Genomic DNA, 14297 nt, shown 5'->3' on the forward strand with positions numbered 1-14297 from the left:
TGTCCATAGATGTTTGGCGAATAGAGGGGGACCATCACCAGGTGATGTGAGGACCGGCACAGTTCTTACCTGCCTCCGACAGTAGACATCCCGGCAATGTCTGTCTAAGCCCGATATTGCATCGACTGATACCTTTACGGCATCAATACATCGGGCCTCCAGCCCTGAGCGCAACGACAAGGGGCCGCATTCTGATCACCAGAATGCGGCCCCGAGTATGGCCAAATGGGGTTTGCGGGAGGGCTTAGCCCGCCTTGTTCAGCAACTCCACTTCCGCAAGGTTCACGTTGCCACCGTGCTCGTCGAGCACCCTGAACTGAGCGTAGTCTGCGCGCTGGGGGAGCGGGAACGTGTACCAGTTGGCGGCGGTCATGCCGTTAATGGTGAGGAACGTCGTCCACGTTGCACCGCCGTCGTTGGATCCCTGGATGACGGTGCCGTTGCCCCGGCTGATGTGGCTCGCGCGGGGGTAGACCCGGACGATGTTGGTGACGATGCGTGTGGCGGCGTCGGTGGGCCGCACCGTGACCCAGCCGTTCGCCGTCGTCGTGTCCGTGTAGGTGTTCGTGTTCCTGTCGAACATCTTCCACGCATTCTCCTGCGTGGTGCCCGTTCCTGGCCATGCGCGGGTTGAAGCGTCCACCCAGGCCTGAGCCACCGGAACCCGCTGGATCGCGGTATTCCACAAGGCAAGACGGCTGCCGTCGGTTGTGGCTGTGAGCGTGGTGCCGACCTTACCGGAGACCGTCCGGTACTCCAGGCTGAACTGCACATCCCGGCCGTATTCGACGTCGGCAGGCAACACTGCGGTGGCCTTCCAGTTGATCCCGTCAGCGGACGTGGCAGTGGCGGCTGCTCCCTCGACGACGACGTTCAGCTCGGACAGTGGCTCGGTGGCAACGGCGGCCAGTGTTACCGTGTCACCGTTCGTGGCCAGACCCTTGTCCGCGTTGGACGTTGCCATGGACAGCGAGGAAATTGCGGTGGCCATCTCATGACGTTCGCCGTGGATGCGGAACTCGCCGAAGGATGAGATTCCCGGGTAGGCGGGGTCAGTTGGCACACCCGGGTGGTCCACCTGGACCTTCAGGTAGCGGAACGTCTGCCCTGCCACCTCGGCGCGCGCCGGGATCGTCTCAATAGCGAAGTCGATCGCCGTTGTGTTGGTGGTCTCCCGCTCCGTCAGCAGCGTCCACGTCCGTCCGTCACGGGAGCCGTACACGTTGGCGCCCTGGGAACGGTTGGCGAAGTTGTACCTGGCCTGGAGGCCAAATGCATCGGCGGAAACCTGGAAGCCCTGGCCGAAGTCCAGCGTGAAAGGTGCCCGCAGGTCTCCGGTGGTGGAGTGGAAGCTTCCGTCCACGAGGTTCCTCGGCTGGACGCCCGTCGGGTTTGTGGTGACGAGCCCGCGGTAGTCGATTGATTTGTCGTCTGCCAGCCTGGGAGTCAGCAGCCTGAGCTCCTTCACAGCTTTCTGCAGACGGACAAGCTGCTCAAGGTAACCGGCGTCGTCGGCTGTTTCCATTGCCGTCCGGACTTCATTCCTCACTGTCTCGAACGATGCGAAGGATGGCGTCTCGTAAACCGCGTTCGGATCGAACCCTGTCAGGGCGGCATCGAAGGCGGCCTGCCGGGTGGGGGCGATGACCACTGTGGCGGAACGCGTCGCGACGGAAGTGCCGTCGTCGGCCGTTACCTTGAAGGTGTGTTCGCCGACTGCGTCAGCGGCCGGAGTCCAGAGAAGCTGACCGGTTGTGGCGTCGATCCGGGCGCCGGCGGGCAGACCCATGGTCGAGTATTGCAGCGACTCTCCTCCGGCATCCGTTGCCGCTAGCGAGCGGGAAAGCGCGGCGCCCGACACTCCGATAATGGGCGTTGCAGTGTCTGCCGGGAACTGCGGCACGGTCAGTTGCGTCTTGGCTTCGAGGTTGACGTAATCGAAGTCCACCTCTGTGCCATCCGCTCCGATGACCGTGAAGTAGGCCAGGTTTTCGCCGCCCAGACTTACGCCGTTCAGCTTCTCCACGTCCACGTCATAGGTCACATTGCGCCACTGGCCCTGAGTATCGGGAAGAGGTACTTCCAGCCGCTTAGCGGGGTCGTTCCCGATGGCGAGGGTTGCGGGCCCGTTGCTCCTGAACTGGACACCGACCGGGCTGTAGCCGGTGCGGCTGACGTACATGAGCGTACGGGCGGCAATTGTGCGGCCTTTATCTGCTGCACCGACGTGCACGAACGTGCGGCCGTCCTCGGTCCTGACCTTGAGCTTCTTCCCGTCCGTGGCGGAGCTGCGGGTCTCGAACTGGATCTTGGCATCAGTAGCGACGGGGCGGGTCTGGCCAGCGATCTCAGCCGGAAGGGAGAGCCAGTACTCGGGGCTGTAATCAGGGTTGCTTTCCCAGGAGTTATACGCACCTGTGCCCCAGTAGAACTTGGGCCCGTCCGCTTTGGCGTGGAGTTCGGCGACGTACGGAGCTTCCTTTTCGACGTCCACGCCCAGGTCGTATTTGTAAACGTGGTAGAGCTCGTCGATCGGGTTGAACATACGGCCGCGGTAGGCCTCAGAGAGACTGCCCGGCCCGCCGGTGGTGTCGATCCACGGCGTTTCATACCCGAGCATGTACCCGGTGAAGGCATTCGCGGCCTTGAGGAGGCGGTCGCCGAGGAACTTGTACGGCGAGACAGCATTGGAGGCAGTGGAAACCGTGCCAGCCGCGGGGTCGATCTTGGTGCCCTGGACGGTGAGGAAACGGGCCAGTGCACCTTGGATGTTGATGCCGTCCCAGGCGTGGGCCTGGTCGCGGCCCATTTCCTGGTGCTGGACAAAGGAGTAGCCGTAGGGGTTGAGGGGATCATCCTTGGAGATGAGCGGGAAGAGGGCTGCGAGCGATCCGTTCTGCTCGGGACGGGAGGTGTTCGCGTTGACGGTGTACCACTCCACTGCCTCGGTATACCGCTCACGGTTCTCAGTGAAGATGTACCCGGCTATGGCCCCGGTGAGCGGGTATCCGTGCTGGTTCAGGTAACGCCAGTTTGTGTGCAGGAACGTTTCCGTCATGGGCCCGATGAGGTTGGCGCTCAGCTTGGCTGTGTCCTGCTCGTTCCAGTTCAGGTCATAGGCCGTGTATCCCTCGGGGACACTGGTGGAACGGAAGATCTCGGCCGCCGCAACCATCCGGTAGAGCGGCACGCCGGAGTGGATGTGGGCGTCGGGGTAGTACGCGTACTTGGCCGGGTCCATGTTGCTCCAGATGCGGATGAGCCGCATTCCGTTTTCCCGGTACACGGGGTCGCCGGTGATGACGTAGAGAGTGGCCTGGGTGTAGGCGCCGAAGGCGTCACGGATAAGTCTGCTCTGGATACCTTGGGAGTTGAAGGCGGTGCTGGCTGGCTGATCGATGACAGTGCTGCCGTTGGAGGAACGGAAATTCTTCGCCGCGAAGGGCGTCTCGGCCATGGCGTCGTAGTAGGTCTTCCACGGTTCGGTGCCTGCCTTGACCATGCTCCTGGCGTTGCGCAGGCTGTCAGCACTCACGCCGATGCCCGGATGGACGAAGCCATTCGCGCCCACTGTTTCAGTGATGGTCACGTCCTGGCCGGTGTCCGCCGTCGCAGGAGCAGTACCGCCCGGTGCGGGAAAGCCGGCTGCCGGGGCTACGAGGGAAAGTGCCGCGGCAAGCCCGAGCGTGCGGGCCCATCGCCTCATCGTTGAAGGATGTTTCATCGGTCCTCCTGGATCGATTGGTGATTCCTGTTTAGTTGGGGTGGTGATGTGCGCCATCGGGAAGGACAGGGATGGCAAGCGCTATCCGGAAGCTTAGCTGTGATGCACGGCTCAGGCAATCGTTATCCTGAAAACACTAGTGTTTCGCGGAAAAGGAACCTTCGTTATGACTTTTAACGCCAGTCGACGACGGCAGGAGGTCCCGCCGTCGTCGGCATCTGCTTTGTTGGAGGAAGGGCAAGGGAAGGAGCTGCCCTTCCGCTGTCAGGTCCTGCGCAGCCCGCTGAGGTCCACCAAGTCGGTCAGCGGTGGGCGGGTTCCCCTTCGATGCACCATGCCCTCGGGTAGTCCCGAAACGGCCACGCGCGAGCCGGAAACATCGAGCGTAACCCTCGACTCTCCAATCGGCAGATTGGTTGTGTGCAGGCTTCCCCAACCTTCCGGGAGGGCCGGGTCCAACCACAGCTCACCCCGGGAGACGTGTGGTTCGTATCGCAGGAGGCTCCGGACGAGCATCACCGGCGTCGCCGATGCCCAGGCCTGGGGGGAGCATGCCGTCGGGTACGGCAAAGGCTCCGGGTAATCGGCCCGGCTGAACCCGCAAAACAGCTCGGGAAGCCGGTTCTCGGTGAATTCTGCGGCCTCCATCAGCGCCGAGGAGAGCCGCTGCGCTTCCTTCACCAGGCCGTACCTCATCATGCCGGCAACAATAAGGGCGTTGTCATGAGGCCACACTGAGCCGTTGTGGTAGCTGACCGGGTTGTAGGATCCCATGTCCGTGGCGAGGGTTCGTACGCCCCAGCCGCTGAACATTTCCGGGGACATGAGACGCCGGGCGACAAGAGGTGCCTTGTCCTCATCCACAATTCCCGACCACAGGCAGTGGCCCATGTTGGAGGCGCAGGCATCGACGGGTCGTTTGTCACGGTCCAGTGCGATGGCGTAGTACCCGCGGTCCGGGAGCCAGAACTGATCATTGAACTGTGCCTTCAGCCGCTCGGCACGTTCCCGGAGATCGATGGCAAGCGCATCGTCGCCTGCCTCGTAGGCCATCCACGCCCTGGCGACGTAAGCGCTGTAGACATAGCCCTGCACCTCGCACAAGGCTATAGGGGCCTCCGCGATCCGGCCGTCGGCAAAATTGATTCCGTCCCACGAGTCCTTCCAGCCCTGGTTGATGAGGCCTTGGTCGCTGAGCCGTTCGTACTCAACGAAGCCGTCGCCGTCGAGGTCGCCGTAGTCCCGGATCCAGTCCAGCGCACGGTCGGCGTTGGGCAGCAGCGCGGCGATGTCTTCAGCGGGAAGTCCCCACCGGCTGGCTTCCCCGAGGAGCGTGACAAACAGGGGAGTTGCGTCAGCCGTGCCGTAGTAGACCGACCTGCCGCCCAGGGCAAGGCCCGTTCCGACGTCGAGCCTCACCTCGTGCAGGATCCGTCCCGGTTGCTCTTCGGTCAGCAGATCCACTTTCGACCCCTGCCGGTCGGCCAGGGTTTGCAGCGTGCCCAGGGCGAGCGTTGCATCGACGGGCAGGACCATGCAGGAGGCCAGCAGTGCGTCCCGTCCAAACAGCGCCATGAACCACGGTGCCCCTGCGGCCACCACCATACGGTCCGGATGAAGGGGGTCCACGATGCGCAGGGCGCCGATGTCGTCGTGACTGCGCACGAGGCTTCGTTCGATAGATGGATTTCCCGTGCGGGGAAGCGGAACGCGCTCTTCCCAGGCCTTCTGGCGCCGCTCCTGCGCGGAGATGAGATCCGCCGACAGGGAGACGGTGGGAACGCCGGCGTCCACATCCGTTTCCGCTGACAGGGGCAGTACGGTGGCTCGGACCGTCCACTTTCCGTGTGCCGGGACCACCATGTTTACGACGAGACCGTCGGCAGTGACCTCGGAGTCCCGCACGCGTACGACGATTCCGTTCCGTGATCCCTGCCAGGTTGCTTCGATGGTCACAGAGCCCGCCCTGGCCCGACGCGTCTGTTCCCAGCGGCGAAGGAACCGGCCGTCTTTGACCTCGAATAGATCAGAGAAATCCGCTTCCACGGACAGAGCAACCTCACAGGGTGCCGGCTCAACGGAATAGTTGTGAACAGTGATGTCCTCCACAAAACCGGCGCCAAGCTCACGTTTCCGTTCTACGGTCAGGGGGCTGTCTGCACGGCCGTCGGAGCGCGTTGCCCTCCCGACATACACGCCCTGGAACGGAGAAGACGTCCACGCCCCGAGCGGCTCAAGCGGTTGTCCGTTCACAGTGAGGGCCCATCGCGACAGGATCCTGGTGTCCTGGTAGAAAACGCCGTGGGGATGGTGGGGGAAGATATCCCCGTTCGGGAGCGATATGCAGAAGGAAGATCCTGCAACCAGCGTGACGGCTCCCTGCCCGGTGCTCCCGGCTGCGTTGTCGGCATTCCATCCGGCCATCTCAGGCTCCTTATGAAAAAGACCACACCATAAACTGAGCCGAATCTACGCCGATCGCAGGGCGCTTGCTAGACGGGGCAGAGCCTGCTCTACATCCAGCGGGGCGCCGGCTGCTTGGGTTGTTTCCGGGAGGCGACTCCCCGTGCGCCGCGCCCTGTTGCCCACGCCGCGATTTCGGCCAGGGTTCCGTCGGGGACTGGGGTTTCCTCGCCCCGTTTTTGCCAGCTTCCGGTGATGTCTTGGATGAGCCGTTCGAGGACGTCGTCGGGGATCTGGTCAAAGGTTGCGCCGTTGTCCAGGTCCACCGCGTGGACCCAGACCTCACGGGTGCGCATCCACACTGTTTCGGATGCCGGTACCGTCCGCCCCTGGGCCGTCCGAACCTCGTAGTTCCACGCTTCGGAAGCGGTGTCCCGCCACTCAACATTGAGGTGAATGGCCGAGTGGTCAAAGAGGTTTCGAAGGGCCGTGGGGCTGAGGGTGGCACCGAAATCTATCTCCTTGTTGCGTTCCTCCGGGGAGGAATACATGGGCGTCTCAATGCCGGTGTTGGCCCATTCGACCAGCCGGGAAAGTGCCCGGGCGTTGTAGCTGACGTGCGAGACGACGTGGCGCCGCGTCCAGCCAGGCAGCAGGGACGGCGCATCGAGGTCGGCGTCGCGGAGCTCATTTAGCTTGCGGGCAAAAAATGCCGTTCCCCGCCGCGCCGTCAGCAGCTGTGCCTGCAGCAAGGGGTCCTGGGTCAGGTCATGCCCTGCTACCAAGGTTTTCCCCTTAGGCCGTGGCAGAACCGGAGACTGCCACTGCCCTGTTGCGCAGCGTTCCGATCCCTTCGATGCTGGTTTCAAGGACCTGGCCGTGGCTGAGGTACCGCTGCGGCTGGCGTGCATGGCCCACACCGCCCGGGGTGCCCGTGATGATGACGTCCCCTGGGTTCAGCGTTATCATCGTGGAGATGTAGGAGACCAGGAACTCCGGGCCGTGCACAAGATCGCCGGTGGAAGCCTCCTGCATAAGTTCGTTGTCCACCCGCGTGCTGATGGTTCCGCCAGGCGTCCACTCGTCGGTGGTTACCAGGACGGGGCCCAGTGGAGTGCTGTTTTCCCAGTTTTTGCCCTGCAGCCATTCCTTGGTCCTGAACTGCCACGTGCGCATGGAAACGTCGTTGCAAATGGAGTAACCGGCGATGTGGTCTGCGGCGTCCGATTCAGCGATGTGCCGGCCGCTTTTCCCGATAATGACGGCGAGTTCGGCTTCCCAGTCGATCGCGTCGTCCTGCTCCGGAAGCTCGATATCGTCGTTCGGGCCGATCAGCGTTTCAGCGAATTTGGAGAACAGCGTGGGGTACTCGGGCAGGTCGCGGCCCATCTCCTGAATGTGGGTACGGTAGTTCAGGCCAACGCAGATGATCTTGCCCGGCTTCGTAATCACGGAGGCGAGGCTGGCGCCGTCGAGCCTTGACCCGCCGTCGAGCGCTTCTGTGCCGGTGGCCGCTTCAGCGATTGTTCGCCACTCAGGGTTGGCGAGCAGTTCGCCGACGTCGGCGTATCCGGGGATGACAGTGAACTTGCCGTCGTCCTGGCGGGCAGCCACCGTGCTGTTGTTAGTGCTGGTGCTGGTGCGGAGCGTGGCAAGTCTCACTGGTCGGTTCCTTCGATGTAAGTGCGGTTGAGGTTCAGGCGCTCAATGATGGGCTGGTCGCCGAATTTGAAGAGGTCGAACTGGGTTTCCGCTTGCAGCGAGCAGGCAACCCATGAAGGCACGACGGCGAGGTCCCCCTTTTGGAGGTGGGTGGTCTCTCCGTTCAGCACGATCGAGCCGCGGCCTTCGAAGACCTGATAGATGCTGGAACCGACTTCGCGGGTTGCGGGCGTCGTTGCACCGGCACGGAGCCTGTGGAATTCAGCGCGGATGGTGGGCATAACGTCCCCGCCGGTGGTGGGGTTGGTGTAGCGGACGGCGGCATGTCCTTGGGACACTGTGGCCGGTTGACCTTCGTCTTCGAGCAAAAGCTGTTCCGTGAGGGCCCGGTCGGTGTATTCCCAGCGGTAGGCACTGATGGGGGAGTTCACGGTGTTCTGCAGACCGGAGAGCGGGCGGAGGCCCGGATTGGCCCAAAGGCGCTCGGAGCGTGAGACGCTGGGCGTGGACTCATCAGTGACGCGCTCGCTGCCAAACTCGAAGAACGCACTGTCCGTGTAGTGGACGAACGGGATATCCAGCCCGTCAATCCACGCCATAGGCTTGTCAGTCTCGTTGTGGTGGCCGTGGAAGTTCCAGCCCGGTGTCAGCAGGAAATCTCCGCGGGACATCCGGACGGGGTCGCCGTTGACCACCGTCCATACTCCTTCGCCTTCCACCACAAAGCGGAACGCATTCTGGGAATGCCGGTGCTCAGGAGCAGTCTCGCGGCCGCCCAGATACTGGATAGCGGCCCAGAGGGTGGGCGTGGCGTAGGGACGTCCGCCCAGGCCTGGGTTGGCCAGCGCGATGGCCCGCCGCTCGCCGCCTCGTCCGACCGGCACGAGATCTCCCGAGCGTTCCGCCAGCGGCAGGAGGGAATTCCATCTCCAGACATGCGGCACGGCCTGCGGCTTGGGGGTCATCGGCATGAGGTCGCCGATCTCGGTCCACAGCGGGATGAGGTTCTCCCGGTTGAAATCCTTGTACAGCTGATCCAGTTGCTCCTGCTCCTCAGCGGTGGGTGCCGGCGCAATCATCTGGTTCTCGCTCATAGCGGCCTCTCCTTATTAATCAGGGATGCGTTGTGGAAGTGGATGCCTGCAGCAGGTGGGCAACGTCCTCGCGCAGCTGCTTTTTGTTGATTTTGCCGACCTTGGTGGTGGGGATTTCGTCCACCACCACCAGCTTCTCGGGAATCTTGAAGGCGGCAACGCCCGTGCGCCGCAGGCTGTCCTGGACGTCGGCCAGCGTGAGTTCAGCGCCCGGTTTGAGCGTGACGAAGAGGCAGAGTTTTTCGCCCAGCAGGGGATCAGGCATGCTGACAGCTGCGGCGAGCGTCACAGCGTCGAGCCTGTACACAAGGCTTTCAATTTCCTCGGCGGAGATCTTCTCCCCGCCGCGGTTGATCATGTCCTTGTCCCTGCCCTGGACAATAAGGTTGCCGTCCGGGCGGCGTTCCACAATGTCGCCGCTGCCGTACCAGCCGTCGGGGGTGAAGGCCCGGAGGTTGTGCTCTGCTGCCTTGTAGTAACCGCGGGGAGTGTAGGGACCGCGGGTGAGGATGGCCCCGGGGACGCCATCCGGCAGGTCATTTCCTGCCTCGTCAACAATTCGGATTTCGTCCGCCTCCGAGACCGGGCGGCCCTGCGTCATGCAGATCACGTCGTCGGGATCGTCCAGCCGCGTCATGTTGATCAGCCCTTCGGCCATGCCGAACACCTGCTGCAAGGTGGCGCCAAGCACCGGCTTGACCTTTCGGGCGATCTCGTCTGCCAGCCGTGAACCGCCAACCTGCAGGACTTCCAGCGTTTCCAGCTGGTCGCCGTCGTGCTCCTGCTGGTATTCAATCCACCGCTGAGCCACTGCAGGCACGGCGGCGGACAGTGTCACGCCTTCTTTTTTGATCGTGGCGAATGCCTTGCCCGGTTCGGGGCTCGGGAGCATCACCAGCCGGCCGCCTGCGAACAGGACGCCGAGGATGCCCGGGCAAGCCAGCGGGAAGTTGTGGCTGACCGGCAGGGTGCCCAGATAAACAGTTTCGGACGTCACGTTGGAGACAAGGGAGGTGGCTTTGATGTTGTAGGCGTAGTCATTGTGAGTGCGCGTAATCAGCTTGGGCAGGCCGGTGGTCCCGCCGGAGAGCAGGAAGCAGGCCGGGTCCTCGCCTGCCGGGGCAATGGAGTCCAGCTGGATCCGAGCTGCGGCTGGGTCCGTGGCAGGGGCGAGCAGCGCGTCAAGATCGACGTTCCCTGCGTTGACCTGTCCTGAGACCAGTACGTGCGTCAGGCTCGGTGTCACGTGGGCGATGTGGTTGGCAAGGTCCTGGTGGCTGAAGTCCTTGATGGAGTCGCGCACGGCGATGGCACGGGACTCGGACAGCTCAGCAAGGTAGCTGAGCTCAAACTGCCTGTGCGCCGGGAGCGCCATTACCGGCACAATTCCGCTCCTGAAGCAGGCCAGCGTCAGTACGGTGAACTGCCAGCAGTTGGGAAGCTGGACAAGGATCCGGTCGTCCTTGCGCAGGCCAAGGTCCAGCAGCCGCCCTGCAGCAGCGTCCATCCGGTCGACGAGTTCCCGGTAGGTCATGCGGACATCTCCATCGACCAAGGCAACTTGATCCGGGAAGCTGTCAGCGGTGTCCAGAACGTAAGCGCCGAGGGGCCTGTCTTCCCAGTAACCTCTCGCGCGATACATGGCTGCGTCTTCCGGGGGCCAGGGGACCGCTCCTTCACGGGTATGGCTGGTCATTTTGCTTTCTCCTCAGTAATGACGACGGCGTCAAGGGCAACGAGACCATCAGCGGTCAGGCGCAGGGGATTGATTTCAATTTCGGCGATGGCGTCGTTGGCCAGCAGCGCATTGCCGAGCCTGACCACAATGCCTGCCAGCTCTGACCGATCGAGCACCGGGCCGTTTCGGAAGCCATTCAGCAGTTCCCGGGCCTGGAGTTCATCAGCCATTGCAGCGGCGGTTCGTTCATTTAGCGGCACTGTCCGGATGGCGACGTCGGCCAGCACCTCTGCAGCAGTTCCCCCCAGACCCAGGACCATGATGGGACCGAACACAGGGTCGCGGCGGGCACCTAGTACAAGGTCTACGCCCGGGGAGGCCATGGTTTCAACAAGGAATTCCTTGGCGCCCACGAACTGGAGCGAGTCGAGTGCAGCGTCGAGGGAAGCCGGCGAAGTGATGCCCAGGTGGACACCGCCCATATCCGTTTTATGCAGGATCTCGGCGTCCACCAGCTTGACTGCCACCGGTGAGCCAAGGTCGGCCAGTGCCTCATGGGCGGCTGTCCTGTCAGGGCAGCGCTTTCTCGGCGGGGTGCTGATCCCCAGGGCGTCAAGAAGCTCCTTCGAGCGGATTTCATCCCAAGGACCGGTGATGTCCAGTCCCTGCACATCCAGCCCCTCGACGCCGGCGTTGCGGGTCCCAGTGTGAGCGGCAGGCTGGTCCCGCTCGAATTGGGCCGTCCTCTCGAACTGGGCCCGGGCGTCGTCCACCAGCGCTACAAGACCGCGAGCCAACGACGTCGGACCCGAAAGCAGCGGCAGCCCCAGATCCTGGGCGGACTTTCGTGACCGCTCCACATCGCTGTCCGGTCCGTCCACGCCGACGAGGATGGGCAGCGAACCGGCCGCCCCTGATTCCGCGATCGACGCCGGAAGGTCGGCGATAGGTTCGGTCAGTCCGTAGACGGCCAGCAGATCCACTGACGGATCCGAGGCCACGGCGGCAACAATCCTGTCATAGCTGGGGCCCGGCCTGCCCGTATCCACGGGGTTCGCCTGGAACGTCAGCGGAGGAAGCAACCCCGCAATGGTTTCCTGGCTTGAGGCCGACAGCCGTGGCACGGAAACGCCGGCACTGTGAAGGGCGTCGGCGATCAGGAGGCCGGGTCCTGCCTGTCCGGTGATCAGGCCAACGCCCGGATTGGCAGAGGGTTTGAGCCTCTGCCCGGTCAACGCTGCGACAGCCTCAACCAGTTGCACTTCATCATCTACCAGGACCGCGCCGGCCTGCTTCAGCGCGGATCTGGTGGTCCGCCAGGAGGTTGCCAGGGCACCGGTATGGGACTGTGCAAACTCCGAAACATCGTTGCGGCCCACCACCAAGGCGACCAATGGTTTGGACGCGGTCAGTTTTCGGACGGCGTCCAGCAGGGCAGGTCCATCCGCAACATTTTCGAGGTGCAGGGCCACTACCTTGGTTTGTTCGTGGGTCACCAGATAATCAAGGACTTCGGGGGCGCTGATGTCGATGCCGGCCCCGATCCCAATGCCAAGGCTCACGCCTACCCCCGCCTTTTCCAGCTGGAAGGCCAGGACGTGGTTCACTCCGCCGCTGGCGGCAACCACCGCCACGGAGCCCTGGCTGAGTTCGGCCACACCGGGGACAAAGCTGGCCCGGAGGGAACGGTGCGGTACGAAAAAACCGGACGTGTTGGGGCCCAGCAGCCGAATGCCTGTGTCCTTGACTGCCTCGACCACCTGACGCTCAAAGACGGCGCCGGATTCCCCTGCTTCGGAGAATCCGCCGGCACAGACCAGCGCTGCCTTCACTCCGCTGGCGGCACAGTCCCGGAGGGCCTGACCGGTCACCGAAGCGGGAACACACAGGACGGCCAGGTCCAAGGGGGCCAGTGATGCGGCAACGGCCGCTTCAACCGAGGAGTGCATGGCGCCATCGGGGTTGCGGCTGTTGACCAGCTCGACGGGCGAGGAAAAGGAGGCCAAGGACTCTGCCATTGCTGCCCCCAGTTTTCCGGGGCTTGCGGAGGCGCCGACGACGACGATTCCGTCGGGTTCGAAAAGCGCAGAAAGATTATGCATGGGAAGCCTTCTCTTCATTGATGGTGGAAGCTTCGTTGATCGCTACGGCGTCGGCGCGGCCTGAGAGAACCAGCGTGGTGGCGGCTGCGAGGTCGGCCTGATTGTTCAACACGATGCTTGGAATGCCCCGGGCGAGCCTTGCCTCCTCTGAAAGCAGGGCGCGCGTAAGGGGGCTGCCTCCGGCGATGACGACGTAGGAAGGCTTGGACGCCAATTTTTCGAACGCTTCGTTGAGCCCGTCTTCGGTGTCAGGAGCCGTAAGGAGCAGACCTGTTGATCCCGTTGCTTCTTCGGGCACCTCCGTCAGGGGGAGCTCCTGTGCGCCGGAGTGGAGGCGGACTTCGTCGCCGTTCTTCGTCAGGCGCAGCAGGCGGCCCTCGAACGCTACCGGGCCTGCCTGCAAGGGCGTGTCCAGCGGATCGGCGCCGTGAATGCCGCGCCATTCCTCCTCTGTGGCGTTTACCAGCTCCGGGTCACGCTGCCGGATCTTGTCGATGTCGATGCTTCGCGAGAAGAAGTGGAAGGTGAACTGCAGGGGTTCGAAGGCCTGGTGGTAGCGCCCAAAGTGTTCCCACCAGCTCAGGCTGGGCCGTGCGGAATTCTGGATCTTGGCGACGTCGGGCTGGCGTTCTGCCTCGTAGTTCGTCAGGGCAAGCTCGATGTTGTCGGCGTGGGCGGCCACTTCGCGGGCCAGAACCACCGCGTCCTCCATGGCCATCTTGGTTCCGGAACCGACAGAAAAGTGGGCCGTGTGGACCGCGTCGCCGAGGAGGACGACGTTGCCCTTATGCCAGGTCTTCGTTTTCCGGGTGCGGAAGTTGGCCCAGCGGGAGTTGTTGGACACCAGCGGCTGCCCTTCGATGTCTTCGGCGAAGAGCTTCTCCAGGTAGCGTTGTGTTTTTTCGTCGGATGGCCCGGGAGGCTGGCTGACGTCGAACTCGTCCAGGCCGGCCTTCCGCCACGTTTCCTGATCGGTTTCGACGATGAAGGTGCTCAGCTCGTCGCTGATCGGGTAGGCGTGGGCGGCAAAATTTCCGTGCTCGCTGCGCCGGTGGATGAACGTCAATCCGTTGAACAGATTGGTGGTTCCGAACCAGATGAACTTGGCGGTTGCGGTCTCGGCAGTGTGGCCCAGTGCTTCCCCCAGCTGTTCGCGGGTCTGGGAGTTTGCACCGTCTGCTCCAACGATCAGATCGAAGTCGCCAAGATCCTCAAGGCATGGTGCCACCTGCCCGAAACGCATATCCACGCCCACCAGGGCGGCGCGCTCCTGAAGGAGCCTCAGAATGGTCTTGCGGTGGATGGCCGCCATTCCATTGCCGCCAAAGGATGTCCGCTCGCCTTTGAGCCACACCTCGATGCTGTCCCAGTGCTTTCCGAAGTTCTTCAGCCCGTCCCTGAGCACAGAGTCGGCCTCATTGATCCGCCGAAGGGTGGCGTCCGAGAAAACCACGCCGAAGCCGAAGGCGTCCGAAGCCTGGTTGCGTTCGAAAAGCACAACCTCCGCCTTAGGCATTCTCTGTTTCAGGAGTGCCGTAAAGAACAGGCCGCCGGGACCACCGCCGATGCAAGCCACGCGAATCGCCATTGATTTCACCTCAAGATATTGAAAAGAGCTGTCCCGATCATTATGT

Annotated in this window: 8 protein-coding genes; all 8 read right to left on the reverse strand. The window is 63.1% G+C overall.

The window, feature by feature from the left end; genetic code table 11:
* Nucleotides 1–244: 244 nt before the first annotated feature.
* Nucleotides 245–3724 (reverse strand): putative Ig domain-containing protein, encoded by a 3480-nt coding sequence (locus M1E05_RS04010; RefSeq protein ID WP_461164503.1) that lies wholly within the window; start codon nucleotides 3722–3724, stop codon nucleotides 245–247.
* 264 nt (nucleotides 3725–3988) lie between these two features.
* Nucleotides 3989–6148, reverse strand: coding sequence for an amylo-alpha-1,6-glucosidase (locus M1E05_RS04015; protein ID WP_461164504.1), 2160 nt, complete (start codon nucleotides 6146–6148; stop codon nucleotides 3989–3991).
* Nucleotides 6149–6237: 89 nt separating this feature from the next.
* On the reverse strand, nucleotides 6238–6912 hold the full coding sequence (locus tag M1E05_RS04020) for a maleylpyruvate isomerase family mycothiol-dependent enzyme (protein WP_461164505.1): 675 nt from the start codon (nucleotides 6910–6912) through the stop codon (nucleotides 6238–6240).
* Nucleotides 6913–6922: 10 nt separating this feature from the next.
* A complete protein-coding gene (locus M1E05_RS04025) occupies nucleotides 6923–7789 on the reverse strand; it encodes a fumarylacetoacetate hydrolase family protein (RefSeq protein ID WP_461164506.1) in 867 nt (288 codons plus the stop codon).
* On the reverse strand, nucleotides 7786–8883 hold the full coding sequence (locus tag M1E05_RS04030; protein WP_461164507.1) for a cupin domain-containing protein: 1098 nt from the start codon (nucleotides 8881–8883) through the stop codon (nucleotides 7786–7788). Before M1E05_RS04030 ends, M1E05_RS04025 begins: the two co-directional genes overlap by 4 nt.
* Before the next feature lie 19 nt (nucleotides 8884–8902).
* Nucleotides 8903–10579, reverse strand: a complete 1677-nt coding sequence (locus tag M1E05_RS04035; RefSeq protein ID WP_461164508.1) for a (2,3-dihydroxybenzoyl)adenylate synthase — start codon at nucleotides 10577–10579, stop codon at nucleotides 8903–8905.
* On the reverse strand, nucleotides 10576–12663 hold the full coding sequence (locus M1E05_RS04040; RefSeq protein ID WP_461164509.1) for an acetate--CoA ligase family protein: 2088 nt from the start codon (nucleotides 12661–12663) through the stop codon (nucleotides 10576–10578). Before M1E05_RS04040 ends, M1E05_RS04035 begins: the two co-directional genes overlap by 4 nt.
* Nucleotides 12656–14251, reverse strand: coding sequence for an FAD-dependent monooxygenase (locus tag M1E05_RS04045; RefSeq protein ID WP_461164510.1), 1596 nt, complete (start codon nucleotides 14249–14251; stop codon nucleotides 12656–12658). Before M1E05_RS04045 ends, M1E05_RS04040 begins: the two co-directional genes overlap by 8 nt.
* Nucleotides 14252–14297 lie beyond the last annotated feature (46 nt).

The organism is Arthrobacter sp. R4-81, assembly GCF_054792365.1.